Annotated in this window: 13 protein-coding genes; 4 read left to right on the forward strand and 9 right to left on the reverse strand. The window is 67.4% G+C overall.

The features are described from left to right. The 3 genes from FHT26_RS29030 to FHT26_RS29040 all read right to left on the reverse strand — a co-directional run bounded on the left by FHT26_RS29030 (position 1) and on the right by FHT26_RS29040 (position 3,900). Complete coding sequence (locus FHT26_RS29030) at positions 1-1,683, reverse strand: formylmethanofuran dehydrogenase subunit A (protein WP_168563554.1); 1,683 nt, start codon at positions 1,681-1,683, stop codon at positions 1-3. Beyond that, positions 1,680-2,945, reverse strand: coding sequence for a molybdopterin-binding domain-containing protein (locus tag FHT26_RS29035; RefSeq protein ID WP_168563555.1), 1,266 nt, complete (start codon positions 2,943-2,945; stop codon positions 1,680-1,682). The genes FHT26_RS29030 and FHT26_RS29035 overlap by 4 nt, the downstream gene beginning before the upstream one ends. A 253-nt stretch (positions 2,946-3,198) precedes the next feature. Next, a complete protein-coding gene (locus FHT26_RS29040) occupies positions 3,199-3,900 on the reverse strand; it encodes a HisA/HisF-related TIM barrel protein (protein WP_168563556.1) in 702 nt (233 codons plus the stop codon). 22 nt (positions 3,901-3,922) lie between these two features. Between FHT26_RS29040 and FHT26_RS29045 the strand changes: the two genes are divergently transcribed. From FHT26_RS29045 to FHT26_RS29055, 3 genes are read left to right on the forward strand one after another with little or no spacing between them, the layout of a single operon-like run. After that, complete coding sequence (locus FHT26_RS29045; RefSeq protein WP_168563557.1) at positions 3,923-4,912, forward strand: ATP-grasp domain-containing protein; 990 nt, start codon at positions 3,923-3,925, stop codon at positions 4,910-4,912. Continuing rightward, on the forward strand, positions 4,905-5,990 hold the full coding sequence (locus tag FHT26_RS29050; RefSeq protein ID WP_168563558.1) for a hydantoinase/oxoprolinase family protein: 1,086 nt from the start codon (positions 4,905-4,907) through the stop codon (positions 5,988-5,990). The genes FHT26_RS29045 and FHT26_RS29050 overlap by 8 nt, the downstream gene beginning before the upstream one ends. Continuing rightward, on the forward strand, positions 5,990-6,601 hold the full coding sequence (locus FHT26_RS29055; RefSeq protein ID WP_168563559.1) for an amino acid kinase family protein: 612 nt from the start codon (positions 5,990-5,992) through the stop codon (positions 6,599-6,601). Before FHT26_RS29050 ends, FHT26_RS29055 begins: the two co-directional genes overlap by 1 nt. Positions 6,602-6,677: 76 nt before the next feature. Here the strand turns inward: FHT26_RS29055 and FHT26_RS29060 are convergent, their stop codons facing one another. Genes FHT26_RS29060 through FHT26_RS29070 form a run of 3 tightly spaced genes read right to left on the reverse strand, consistent with a single transcriptional unit; the run spans position 6,678 to position 9,563 of the window. After that, positions 6,678-7,913, reverse strand: a complete 1,236-nt coding sequence (locus FHT26_RS29060; RefSeq protein ID WP_168563560.1) for a hypothetical protein — start codon at positions 7,911-7,913, stop codon at positions 6,678-6,680. After that, on the reverse strand, positions 7,910-8,845 hold the full coding sequence (locus FHT26_RS29065) for a nucleotidyl transferase AbiEii/AbiGii toxin family protein (protein ID WP_246868153.1): 936 nt from the start codon (positions 8,843-8,845) through the stop codon (positions 7,910-7,912). Before FHT26_RS29065 ends, FHT26_RS29060 begins: the two co-directional genes overlap by 4 nt. Further along, entirely contained in the window at positions 8,802-9,563 is a 762-nt protein-coding gene (locus FHT26_RS29070; protein ID WP_168563561.1) for a DUF6088 family protein, read from the reverse strand. The genes FHT26_RS29065 and FHT26_RS29070 overlap by 44 nt, the downstream gene beginning before the upstream one ends. A gap of 124 nt (positions 9,564-9,687) precedes the next feature. Here FHT26_RS29070 and FHT26_RS29075 point away from each other — a divergent pair, with 124 nt between their 5' ends. After that, entirely contained in the window at positions 9,688-10,095 is a 408-nt protein-coding gene (locus FHT26_RS29075) for an amino acid kinase family protein (RefSeq protein WP_168563562.1), read from the forward strand. A 1,043-nt stretch (positions 10,096-11,138) separates the two neighbouring features. On the opposite strand, the gene FHT26_RS29080 is transcribed toward FHT26_RS29075, so the two are convergent. The 3 genes from FHT26_RS29080 to FHT26_RS29090 all read right to left on the reverse strand — a co-directional run bounded on the left by FHT26_RS29080 (position 11,139) and on the right by FHT26_RS29090 (position 12,953). Further along, positions 11,139-11,420: a hypothetical protein gene (locus tag FHT26_RS29080; RefSeq protein ID WP_210427661.1), complete on the reverse strand. Its 282-nt coding sequence runs from the start codon at positions 11,418-11,420 to the stop codon at positions 11,139-11,141. A gap of 286 nt (positions 11,421-11,706) precedes the next feature. Next, positions 11,707-12,222 (reverse strand): hypothetical protein, encoded by a 516-nt coding sequence (locus tag FHT26_RS29085; RefSeq protein ID WP_168563563.1) that lies wholly within the window; start codon positions 12,220-12,222, stop codon positions 11,707-11,709. Positions 12,223-12,302: 80 nt separating this feature from the next. Beyond that, positions 12,303-12,953 carry a phytanoyl-CoA dioxygenase family protein gene (locus FHT26_RS29090; RefSeq protein WP_168563564.1) on the reverse strand — a complete coding sequence of 217 codons (651 nt, stop codon included), beginning with the start codon at positions 12,951-12,953 and terminating at the stop codon, positions 12,303-12,305. Positions 12,954-13,130: the final 177 nt, after the last annotated feature.

The following is a 13,130-nucleotide window of genomic DNA, read 5'->3' on the forward strand; positions in this document are numbered from 1 at the left end:
TCATACGGCCGCCTCGAAGCAGGCCGCCGGCAGCAGGCGACCCCCATTGCAGCAGGTGCACAACTCGTCGCGGTCGATCGCGACCGCATCGAAGTTCACCGACCCGTGCGACGCCAGGTGCTGCCGCAGGTACCGCTCGATGCCTCGGTCGTAGCCGGGTTCGACGAAGTGCGTGCCGCTCGCCGGCACCGCGGTGATGCGTCCGGCGTGCGCGACGAGCAGCCCGTCCTTGTAGACGCGCTCCGGCGTGCTGAACATCGCCTCGCGGTCGGCATGGTCGCGGTACACCGCGATGTCGGCCGCGGCGCCGACGCCCAGCTGGCCGCGGTCCCGCAAGCCCAGCAGCCGGGCCGGGCCGGCACGCGTCATGGTCGCGATCTCGTGCAGGCTCAGCTCGCGCGTGATGGAGCCGAGCGCGCTGTTCGCCGCTACGTCCGGGTGGAGCTTTGCGAGCTGTTCGTTGCGGAAGCCCTTGTCCATCAGCAGCCGGATCAAATGCGGGTAGCTGGTGAACGGCCCGCCGTTCGGATGGTCGGTGGTCAGCGCGACGCGCCACGGGTCGTTGACGAGCAGGAAGATCTCCAGCCCGATCGCCCATTGCAGCGCGTTGACATAGCTCTGCTCGCGGTAGCGGAACGGCACGACGCCGCAGCCGGCGTCGCATTCGATGTCGGCGCCGATCCACTTGCGCGGGCTCGCGAGCCCCGACTGCGCATGCTGGCGCATCGTGTCGCCCGACGCGGTGACGGTCTGGCCGAACATGATCTGGCCGACGTCGATGCTGACGTTCGGGTTCGCGTTCACCGCGTCGGCCAGCCGCGCGGCGGCCGACGAGAACTTCTTCGCGCCCTCGGTGCCGTAGGCATGGAACTGCACGTGCGTCAGGTGCGCCGGCAGGCCTTCGAGCGCGGCGATGGTGTCCAGCGTCGACTGGATGTTGCCGGCCACGCCGAGGTTGCTGCCGTGGATGTGCAGCGGGTGCGGCACGCCGAGTTCGCGCAGCGCGCGCGCCAGCGTGTGCACCACCTGCCGCGGCGTGACCTGCCAGTGCAGGTGCGCCTCGTCGACATCGAGCTTGCGCTGGTTGAACTTGAAGGCCGAGATGCCGGCCGGGTTCACCACCTTCACGCCCAAGGCCTTGGTGGCGTGGATCGTCCATGCCGTGTAGTCGCGGATGCGCTCGAAGTCCTGGCCCTCGGCCAGCATCTGCAGGAACAGCTCGTCGTTGCCGAGCATCACGTAGGCGCCGTGGTCGAGGATCGGCGTGTCGCCCATCTCCATGTGCGTGTGGCGGGCGTTCGACGCCATCATCGCCGGCTCGAAGGCAGCGGTGTAACCCATCTCGACATAGCGGTAGCCGGTGGCCAGCGTGCCCGGCGTGCAGCCGCCGCACGAGGCCAGCTCCAGCGGGTTGGTCGGCAACGCGAACGGCTCGGCACCGCGGCGCTGCATCTCCGGCAGCAGCAGCCGAGACAGGTTGACCTTGCCGCCGCCGATGTGGGTGTGCATGTCGATGCCGCCGGCCATCACGACGCAGCCGCTCGCATCGACCTCGTCGTCGACGGCGTCGTGCGGTGCGAGCGCGGCGATGCGGCCGTCGCGCACGACGACATCGCGCACGACCGGCGATGGGTCGTTCGCCGGGTCGATGACCAGGCCGCCGCGCAGGCGCAGGCTGCTCATGCCAACGCTCCCGCGATGCGATCGAGCACGCCAGCGAGCGTCGGCAGGCCGTCGTCGTGCACCGCGAACAGCGGCAGCATCACTGAGCCGTCGGCGCGGAACAGGTGGCCCGGCGAGCCGATACCCGGCGTCGACACCGGGATGAACACCGACGCCGGCGACCGGGCCAGGTCGGGGTGGCCGAGCACGACGGTGGGCAGCGATGTCGCTGGTGGTGCCACGTCCGGATCGAAGCTCGACACCCACAGCAGGCTGTCGACCGCCTGCTCGTGCAGCAGGCGTTGCGCGTCGAAGCACAGCGGCTCGTGCTCCAGCCCGCGCGGCCCGGCGCGCGAGCGCAGCGGCAGCCCCGACAACCACGTGAAGACCTGGTTCACCGTGCCGGCGCCGTTGCCGCCACCCAGCCACAGCGCCGCGGCGCGGGTGGTCTGGTTCAGCGAGCCGACCAGGCGGTTCAGCCCTTCGACGACCAGCGCGCCCTGCGGCGGCAGCCGGCGTGTCTCGCCGACGATCACCGCATAGCGCGCCTGCTGCAGCCGCGTGGCCAGCGACTGCAGCGCGGCCGGTGCCTCGCGCACCGCACGCCCGGCCACCAGCGCGGACAGCAGCGCCACGGTGCCGAACAGGTCGCCGTGCAGCGGGATCGATTCCACCGTGACGCCGGGCCGCCTGCGCAGGCCGACCAGCACCGCATCGTCGGCCGGCGTGCCGCCGAGCACCACCACCTGCCGCTGCGCGACCAGCGACTCGCCGACGCCGCAGCGTTCGAAGAACTCGGGTGCCTGGTCGACCGGCGTGCCGCCGACGCAGAGCAGCAGGTCGGCGCGCGTGCGCACTTCGGCCAGCGTCGTGAAGAAGCTGCCGCGGTCCTGCGTCGCGCGCAGCGTGGTCATCTGGGCTGCCCCTGCGGCCGCATCGCAGATCGCGCCGGTGCGGCAGGCCAGGCGGTACAGCGCGCGGGCGCCCGACACATCGGTGCCGAGGCCACCGAACAGCGGTTGCCGGCTCGCCGCGAGCAGCCGGGCGGCCGCCGACACCGCGTCGTCGAGGCTGCAGTCGCGGCCGTCGACCCGCGCCGAGGCCGTCGACGGCCGTGCCACGAACCGCGCCAGCGCACGGCGCGCGCAGGCGCAGCCGCTGTCCGACAGCGTCAACCGGCCCGAGGCGTCGACCTGCACGGTCGAGGTGTCGCACAACAGCAGGCAAAACGGGCAGGTCCAGCGCGTGGCGCCGGCGCGCGGATTCACGGAGGTGTCGGTCATGTGCCCGCTTCAACGCAAGCGATGTGCCACGAGGCATGCCCCGGCAGCGCGTCGGATGACGACTGCCGGCGCGGCCAGAACCGAGACACTGTGTCGCGTTTCTGGCCGATCGAATCGGCGGCGACTGCCCGATGGCTGCACCGAGGCCGCCCCTTGGGCTGCCACGGCGGTTGGCACGAAACGTGATGTGTCGTCTCGTCATGAACGCCACTGCTTCATCTGCAACGGCCGCGACGGTCCTTGACAAAACCCCTCAGGTCGACATCCGCGGCAGCTTCCTGTCGTGCAACGCGCTGGCCACCAGCCAGGCCGATGCGCCGGAGGCCTGCGCGAGCGCCAGGTCGGCCTCGCTGCCGATGCCGCCGGCGCCGATCAGCTGCACATGCGGCGAGCGGGTCGCGACCTCGCGCAGCGTGTCGACGTCGGGCCCGGTGCCGGCACCGACGCGCTCCAGCGTCATCACGATCACGCGCGACGGCCACAGCGCCGGCGAGTCCCAGCAGCCGGCGGCGTCGAGGCGCTCGCCGTGGCGGCGGTCGAGCGACAGGATGCCGCGGCCGGACGGCGTGAAGCAGGCTTCGAGTGCCGCGCGCGAGCGCAGCGATTCGCTGCCGAACACCGGCACCAGGCGTTGCGACAACGGCCCGAGCGCTGCACCCAGCGCGTGGGCTTCCGACACGTCGGCGAAGCCGGCGTCCAGCCACAGCTCGAGGCCCGGCAAGGCTTCGAGCAATTGCCGCACGACGGCGACGTGGCCCACCCCGCCTTGCAAGGCATCGAGATCGGCGACGTACAGCTGCCGTGCCGCCACGTGGTCGCACAGGATGCGCGCGACGGTCAACGGATCGCTGCTGGCGCACAGCGCCGAGACGATCGGCCGGTAGTGCTGCCGGTCGCCGCGCAGCGCTCGCACCACCTGGCCTTGCAGCAGGTCGATCACGGGAATGACGGTCATGTTGAACGGATCGGGAGCATCGATGAAACGCGTCTTCGTGTACGAGTATCTCAGCGGCGGCGGGCTCATTCCGTCGGCCGGCGACGCAGCGGTCAATGACGAAGCGGCTGCGGCCGCGCTGCTGCCGCTGGGCCTGTCGATGCGCGATGCGCTGGCGCAGGACCTGCTGCAGGTCGAGGGCGTGTCGCTGTCGGTTGCCGCCAGCGTGCGTGCGCCGCGCGTGCCGCGCAATGCCGAGCCGGTGCGGCCGCGGGCCGGCGAATCGGCCTTCGATTTCGTCGCACGGCAGGCGGCCTTGCACGACGTGGCCTGGGTCGTTGCGCCCGAGACCGGCGGCCTGCTGGCGCAGATGCAGCAGGTGGTCGGGCCGGCGCGCTGGCTGGGGTGCTCGGCGGCGGCCATCGCGGTGGCCTCGGGCAAGCGCGCGACGCTGCTGCGGCTGGCCGGGCAGGGGCTTGCGACGCCGCTGGCCTTCGAGCATGTGCCGGAGGTGGAGCGCTGGGTCGTCAAGCCGGATGATGGCGCGGGCGGTGTCGCGACCCGCGTGCACCGCTCGCAGGAAGACGCGCTGGCCGACTGGGACCGGCGCTCGACCGCCGGCAGCCCGATGGCGATCGAGCCGTGGGTCGACGGCGAACCGCTCAGCGTGTCGATGCTGTGCACCGCCGGGCGCACCGAGCTGCTCAGCGTCAACCGGCAGCGCATCACCGTGGATGGCGCGGGCGCGTTGTCGTTCGACGGCGTCGATGTCAACGCGATCGCGGTGGGTGGCGAGCGCGGGCCGGTGCTGTCGCGCCTGGCGAAGCAGGTGGCCAAGGGCATCCCAGGCCTGCGCGGTTTCGTCGGCATCGACCTGGTGTGGCACCCGCGCTGCGGGCCGGTGGTGATCGAGGTGAACCCGCGCGTGACCTGCGCGTACGTGGGGCTGTCGGCCTCGCTGGGGCGCAACCTGGCCGCCGAGCTGCTGCAGGACCATGCCGCCGGTCACGACGCGGAGGACGGCGATGGCTGAGGCCACCGTGATCGGCTGGGACATCGGTGGCGCGCACGTCAAGGCCTGCCTGCTGCAGCGAGGCCGCGTGATCGACGTGGCGCAATGGACCTGCCCGCTGTGGCAGGGCATCGAGCACCTGGAGCGCGCGCTGCAGTCGGCCCGCGAACGCTGGCCCGCGGCCGCACGGGCGCGGCATGCGGTGACGATGACCGGCGAGATGGTCGACCTGTTCGAGCACCGCGAAGAAGGCGTGCAGCGCATTGCCGCGCTGCTGTGCGATGCGTGGCCCGAAGCGCCGCCGCTGCAGTTCTTTGCCGGCGACCGTGGCTGGTGCGGCCGCGAGCGCGTGGCCGGCGAGTGGGCGCACATCGCGTCGGCCAACTGGCTGGCGACGGCTTTGCATGCGGCGCGCGAACTGGATGGTTTTCAAAGAGAGGGCGTGCTGGTCGACATCGGCAGCACCACCACCGACATCATCGCGTTCAAGGGCGGCCGGGTCGTCACGCAGGCGCGCAGCGACGTGCAGCGGCTGGCCACCGGCGAGCTGGTCTACCAGGGTGTGGTGCGCACGCCGCTGTGCGGGCTGGCGCGGCAGATTCCGTGGCGCGGCCAGCCGCTCAACGTGATGAACGAGTACTTCGCGACGGTGGCCGACGTGTACCGGCTCACCGGCGAGCTGGACGCGGCCCACGACCTGTACCCGAGTGCCGACAACGCGCCGAAGGATGCGGCCGCCACGCGCAAGCGGCTGGCCCGCATGATCGGCATGGACGCGCGCGATGCGAGCGATGCCGAATGGCTGTTGTTTGCGCAGGACTGGCGCGCCGCGCAGGTGGCCGAGCTGGGCACGCAATTGCAGCGCGTGATGGCGATGCATGCGCTGTCGGCGGATGCGGTCGTCGTCAGCGCCGGGTGTGGCGACTTCCTGGTGGCCGATGTGCTGGCCCAGGCGCATGGCGCGGCCTGCGCCTGCCGGTCGTATGGCGCCGACCTGGCGCGCCTGGGCGCCGGTGCCGCGCCCGATGCGACGCGCTGGGCGCAGGTGTGCGCGCCCAGCGTGGCGGTGGCGATGCTGCTCGACATGGAGCTGCGCTGATGTGGATCGTCAAGATCGGCGGCAGCCTGTGCGCCGACCCGGTGCTGCCGCAGTGGCTCGATCTGCTGGCGCAACTGGGCGGAGGGCGGGTGACGCTGGTGTGCGGCGGCGGCACCTTTGCCGACGAGGTGCGGCGGCTGCAATCGCACTGGCAGTTTCATGACCTGGCTGCGCACAACATGGCGGTGCTGGCGATGGCGCAGACGGCTTATCAGTTGAATGCGCTGAACCCGGCATTGCAATTGGCGACCAGCCGCAGCGACATCCGGCGGGTGCTGCACAAGGGGCAGACGGCGCTGTGGCTGCCATTCGAATTGCAGCGAGAACAGGCGGATGCGCACACCAATTGGGAGGTGACGGCCGACAGCATCGCGCTGGACCTGGCGCGGCGCTTGAATGCGGAGCGCTTGGTGGTGGTGAAGTCGTGCCGCGTGGATGCGGCGTCGACGCTGGCGCAATTGAGCGAGGACGGGATCGTCGATGCGCGGTTCGCGTCGCTGGCGGATGGGGCGGCGTTTCCGATCGCGATCATGCACAAGGATGATCTGGAGGGGATGCGGGCGTTGTTGTATGGGGAAGGGTTGGGGCTGGGGGCGGGGCGGGCGTTCTAGCGCGAGACACCCCGGCCGCCAGGCCGGGGATTTGTCGGATGCCGGACTCGAGGCGGTTCCGGCTTGCATCCCTCTCTCAGTATTCGTCATCGTCCGGGTGGAACGGCCGCCCGTACTCCGGCGCCTCGTGCGACGGATACGGCCCCATCCGGCCCGACGAGGAGGAGTACGTCGGCACGATGCGGGTGTTGCGGTACTGGCGCGGCGCGATGACAGCCTCGGTCGCGTAGCGGCCGTCGGCCATGTCGCCGTGGGTGTCGCGGTGCGACAGGCGGCGGTCGCCATGGGGGTCGCCCTGCGAGGACTGCTGGCCCCAGGCAATGTCGCGTCCCGGGGTGAAGTGTTGGGGATACTGCGCGTAGACGGTGCCGACGGCAGCCATGCCACGCTCGCCGGGATAGCGCGGCGTCTCGTAGCGCGGCGGCTCCGGCTCGCCCGATTGGGTGGCGCTGTCGGCCCAATCTTCGGCGTAGCCGGGTTGGCGCGAGACGTAGAAGCCATTGCCGCGTTCGAGCCCGCTGTTGGAGCCGCCATGGCCGCGGCGTGGGCCCTGCTGGACGAGCGAGTTCATCCCCGCCTGGTTGGTGCCGTGGTAGCCCACGGGCTGGAAGCCGCGCCGCCGCAGGTCGTCGGTGCGCCGCTGGATCTCGGCGCGCGACGGTGCGGCGCCGGTCAGGGCGTTGCCCGAGTAGGCCGAGCCGTTGGAGTCGTCGCTTTCGTAACCCGCCGGCTCGTCCCTGAGCCTCAGGCCGGAGCTTGGATGGGTGGTGCGCGGGCGCGGCGGGGATGAACTGTAGCTGCGCAGCGGGTTGCCGCGGCTGTCGCACGGCGTGCCGTCGCGCAGCGTGTAGCGCGTGCCGCCCTTCAGCCCGTATTGCTCGGGCGGCACGGCGGTCTTGTTGTCGCCGCTGCCCATGATGCGCAGGCTCGCCACGGGCTTGTGCGTCTCGTGGTTGGTGACGATGAAGACACCGGAGTTCAGCTCGACGCCCGTCAGGTGGACGTGCTCGCCCGTTTTCGGATCGATGAAATGAGGTGTCGAATACGGCTCGCCATTGGGCTGCGACGGCTTCTGGCCGCTGCCGGGCTGGTAGGTCACGGCGCTCGAGAGCTCGAAGTTGCTGTTGGCGGGAGCGCGGTTGCTGCGCGATGTGCTGGACGAGCGCGAGGTGCGCGTCTGCAGCGCTCCCAGCGTGCCCTCGGCCGACCGCGAGCGCGCGCCGGCAGGGGCGTTCGACGGCGGACTGTCCGGGCGCTGCGTTTCAGAGCTTGCAGGGGCGCCGCGAACTCCGTTGTTCTGGTTGACTTTCATGGCAATGGCTTCCTGTGTTGGGAGGGGGGCGGCGACGGCGGGTGGCAGCCCGTTCCGACGTTGCTCCAGTGTGAAAGCGGGCCGGTTCCGGCCGGCGATGGAAAAGCGAAGCGGAGGATTGCCCAGCGGCGTTGGCGGCCGCGAAGCCGGTGGGGCGCGAGTACCGACCAGGGGTAGCGGCTGCAATGGGGAGGGCGTGGGGGCGAGGCGGGGGTTCTAGGTTTGCGCGATGGCCTGGTTGGCGATTTGCTCGAACCGTTGCACGCTGGCAAGCACTGCATCAAGGGAGGGGACTTCGCCAAAGACCATCCCGGCCATCGCGTCGTAGTCCCGTGCGAGTGCCTCTCGCATGGCCTCGCCGGGTGACAGTGTGAACGTTCCTGGCACGGCTGAATCGAGTCCGAGATCCGTACTGCCGAAGAACAGCCGAGTGTGGTGCGCGCAGTCGACGGCCAGGATGCGGTCGGCCTGCCATTGCGATTGTCTTCCGGATCAAGGTCGAGTCGGAAGCGACCATCCGGGATGACGGAGGTGCTGATGCCGGCGAACTGTTCCCTCAGCGGGCCGCGGATGTAGGCCTGGCACGCAGTTCGGATGGCATCGAGCCGCGCACGGCGCTTCTTGCTGCTCAAGGCGTCCAGCTCGGCCGCTTCCACGGCATGACCCAAGTCGTCGCGGAAGACCGTGATGTCGATGTCTTCGGAGAATCGGGTGACCAGCCTGAAGGCCTTCGAGAGTGACGTGCCGCCTTTGAACAGCAGTCGAGGCCCGCCGGCGGGCAGGCCGTTGAACAACGCGTCGAGGGTCCAGCAGACCCAGAAGTCTTTCTCGACGTTCTGAACCGCCGTGCCCGTGCGGGCTGCAGTGCCGAGAAACAGGTCGCGCCGATCAGAGTCGCTGGCGCCGATGACGGCTTTGAAGGCTGGGTTCAACGGGAGCATCCGCGTGTTTTGCCGGTCTGCGACGGGCGACCGGCGGCCTTCTTGTGTCACCAGGCAGCGGTGAATCGTTCCATGTCGCCTGCGGATTGCAGCCGGGCAGTTCACGAACGAGGATTTGCATCCATGCGGGCATCACGCTGAAGCCGTCGCTCAGATCCCGGGCGATCTCGCTTCCGTGGGCCGGGTCTGCGAGCACCTTGGACAGCCGGGCCAGGATGCGATCTCGATCCGAAATCAGCGTGTCCTTCAGCCAGTACAGCGCCTGCACGACGCGCATCGCAGGGCGCCCAGCCCAGTAGAGGCGACTGGGCGCGGTGTGCTTGAACTCGATGCTCAGCTGGTCGAGCTGGATGGCACGTCGGCGGGCGTCGGTATGGATGGTCACGTGGGCCGGCACGGCATCGGTGAGGCCGAGGTCGTTGGCCGCAGTCATCCCGTCTACCAGCAGCCGCAGATGGTCGCGGCGGGCGACGGCTTCCACCACAGCGCGATAGTCCGGCGAGGTCGGACGCTTCGTCAGCTTGTTGAGCCCCGGCTTGTCGTACAGGCCGCGGTCGATGCGACGGAGTTCACCTGCCAGCACCAGGCGCTGCAGCGCCTTGTCGACGGCGTCGCGGCTGCCGAGTTGCGCGAAGTCGGTCGGCACCCAGACCTGGCTGGGCCCGGCGGCATCGACAAGCGTGGAGATGCGGGTTTTGAGATCGGACATGTGGGGTGATGATTGTCCGATATTTGTATGTTTTTTTCGGACAAACGGCAAGGCTTGCTGTCTGAAAAGTGTGGGGATATTTCGGTCTGAGTGCTGAGCCTTGGAAGTGGGATGCGCAAGGCTGATGCAGACGTGTCAGCTGGATGTGCGAAACCCCGCGCTGCAGCTGGGTGCGAGCCGCAGCGACATCCGCCGCGTGCTGCACAAGGGGCAGACCGCGTTGTGGCTGCGGTTCGAGCTGCAGCGAGAACAGGCGGATGCGCACACCAATTGGGAGGTGACGGCCGACAGCATTGCGCTGGACCTGGCGCGGCGCTTGAATGCGGAACGGCTGGTGGTGGTGAAGTCATGCCGCGTGGATGCGGCGTCGACGCTGGCGCAATTGAGCGAGGACGGGATCGTCGATGCGCGGTTTGCGTCGCTGGCGGATGAGGCGGCGTTTCCGATCGCGATCATGCACAAGGATGATCTGGAGGGGATGCGGGCGTTGTTGTATGGGGAGAGCTCGGCGGTGGAGGTTCGGGGGTTTTAGTTACCGCCTCGGTGCGGTTGAGCCTTTTCATTCTCCGCTTGACCACCATCGCCAAGCATCCGAGCGATGCGCCCAAGGCGCACAGGTAGGCGAGCAAAGCAAGTTGAAAAGAATCGCGAGGGAAATGGAGGGCGCGCTCCGCACTGACTGTGCTGATGGGAAACGAAAGGGCTCCGAACACGAACCCGACCCCGCCGCCAATGTAGATGCTTGATCTCACCTCAAGATCGAGGCCCATGAGGTTCCACAAAGCGGGGAAGGCGATGCCGCCCACAATGCCGAGTACAACACTGGAATAGATGAAGCCGGCCATTCCGTGAGGGCTTATCGTGCACACCAGGAACCCACTTGCCGTAGCCGGGCCGGCCAACAGCAGGAATGCGGTGAGTGACTCGACAGTAGTTCTCATGCCTTCGCTGGCCTATGCCATTTCGTCGTCGACTGCTGCTCGACCTTTTTCCGCAATGGCCTCGATGCAATCGACGCAGATCGGCTTCTTCTGTAGCGGATAGACCCCCCCCCGCAAGAATCGGCGATCGAGCAGCCGCTCGCAGAGCGCACAGTGACCGGCTCGTTCTGGAGGGAGCGCAGATCCTGTCTTTGCACAGCGGAATTGAACAGTGGTCAACGCGGGCTCCCTAGTAGCTGCTTGGGTCCGTGCCACAGCTTGCCATACAGCCGGATGGCGAGCCGACTGTCCATGCTGCGCAGGTCGCGCCCGCGTATGCGGTACCCGTCTGAGACCGGGAGCGGACACCGCCGCCTCGAAAGACAGCAGCTGCTGCAAAGGGGGCGTCTTCTTCCGAGGACGGCTTCAGACTGAACTGAGTCGCTCGGGGCAACCGCGCCGAGCGACAGCTTGGTCGAACACCGGTCACTCGATGGTCGCTATCTCGGACAACTGCCTCGCCTTCGATAGCATGTACTGAGCATCAAGGTACGCGGTTGGTGAATGAACGACCGGTTGGAACCGCGGTCAACTGTCTCTGATCGATCCACCGGCGACATTGGCACCCTCGAACACGTTGCGGAAAAGCGGACGCTCATTCCTTAGTGAGTCGAGCCAGGCGCGCGGCAGCAGCCTGTCGAACCAACTCAGCTTGGTCACCTGCAAGCCTTTGCAGAATCTCGACTGGAGCCTTCTGGTTCCAAGCAATTCTGGCCCGCACACCTTCGTCTTCGTCTCGAGACAGTGCGTCGAAAAGCTGCGCTCCAAGCTTGCGCTTTTCGGCAACGCATGCTCGGACCGAAGCCAATGGGTCACGAGCTATCAGCTCCAGTATTTCGAGTTGAATCTGCTTGTTGTGGATCACCCATGGCTTCATGTCCGGAAATCTTCGGATGACGTCTTTCACACATCAACCGTCGCCTCATCGTTCGCCGCCTGGCTGTATTCCTCGGGATCGTCGCTCGTTCTCAAGCGAACGAATTCCTCAGCTGACTTGATCATGTGTCAATACGCCTTGCTCAGTCGGGGGTAAGCATTGAAGCCGACGTCGATGAACTGCAGCTAGTAGCCGGTTGAAGACGCTCGGGCTCAGCTGCCAGCGGCCTCGAATCGACCCGTTGCAGACATCGAATCGGGCAAATTCCTTGCCGCAAACCGGACGCTCAAGCAGGCCGTGATGGACGCTTGCCGTCCAGTTGAATAAGGATGGATTCGTCGTGTTCGACGATCCGGACACTACCGTCATGTTCTTCATAGACCTCGGCCGCGACGAGTCTGAGCTTAGCGCCTGACAGGGCAAGCCGCATTTCGACGATAGCGTTCGGGCCATCCATGCGAAGTTCGACTATCTCAATCTCGCCGAGCGGGAGTTCGGTCAGCGTGCGATCCCTAAAGATTGACGACGGGTCATCAACCACCCGAAGTTCAGCCAGTTCGTCCGTTTCCTCAAGGTAGAACCCATGGTGGCCACTACCGTCCTCCATCTGACTGATCAGGCGCAGCACCTGACCCGTGTCAAGCTGCAGGTCGAGCCAGGTGAACTGCAGGAATGGGATGCTCGGATCTTCCCAACGGATTGGGAGACGGTCTTCGTCTCCGGCAAGAGCCATTTCGCATCCTTGCCACGACGTGACGACACAACCCGCAAGTCTCGAGACCGGTGTGATTTTGTTCGTCATGCGATTGCCGCACTATGTATGACCAAAAACCGGACATCAGTCGCTGGCCGCTTGTGGCCGATCGCGCCCCGGCAGCGGATTTACCAAGCGAGGCCGTGCGGTAGCGTATCCGGTCCGAACAGAAAATGCAGGACCCTTCGTAGGCTTGTGCCGGCAGACTTTGACGAGGCGTGCAAGATCAACGGGCGCATGAGCAGCGCATCGCCACGATTCGCGGGCACGGCGACTCCTCTCGTTCGCCCCAACTGCACTGCCCGATCAGGTTCCATGCGCCCAAGTTCGTGCGAAGCAGGGACGACCCGCAGAGGACCGTCCTCCATGGTGCAGGGATCGACATGTACTCGAACGGCAAGTAGCTGCGCGAGAACCGCGTCTGGTGGTTGCACGAACACGGCGCCTTCCTTTTCGCTCCAGCCCGTGAGAACCGGATGGTCCACCCGGCCAGCGACAGGCATGCTCAGATCCTGGTGAATCGGTACCAGCCAATTTTTGGCGGCGGACTTTTCGAAGAAGGTGCACTGGATCGCCCGCGCCCGCGCAGGCAAGGCGCGGCGCACTTCCGGATGGGACATGACCTTATGCGCCAGTGCTGTGCACCATGCCTGCTGCAACAGGCGTCTTGAGCCGGCACCATTGGTCTCGGTGGCCACAAGGGCCTGTGCGACCTGATCGCACTCTACTTCGCTCAACAAGTTCGGAACGAGGGCAAAACCCTCTGTGACAAGCTTCATGTCCGCCTCGTGAATCGACACCTTTGAAGGATAGCGGAGGACGGAGTTACGCAGCCTCAAACCTGCCTTTCGCGAGCGTCGGCTCCTGGCCGAAGAGCGACCTTCAGGTGCCACCCTCCCACCACCCCAGCTCCGTGCCGTCTTCGGCGTAGACGTTTCCGTACTCCCACTCGCAGC

The sequence above is a fragment of the Rhizobacter sp. SG703 genome (assembly GCF_012275445.1).
Classification (GTDB): Bacteria; Pseudomonadota; Gammaproteobacteria; order Burkholderiales; family Burkholderiaceae_C; genus Rhizobacter.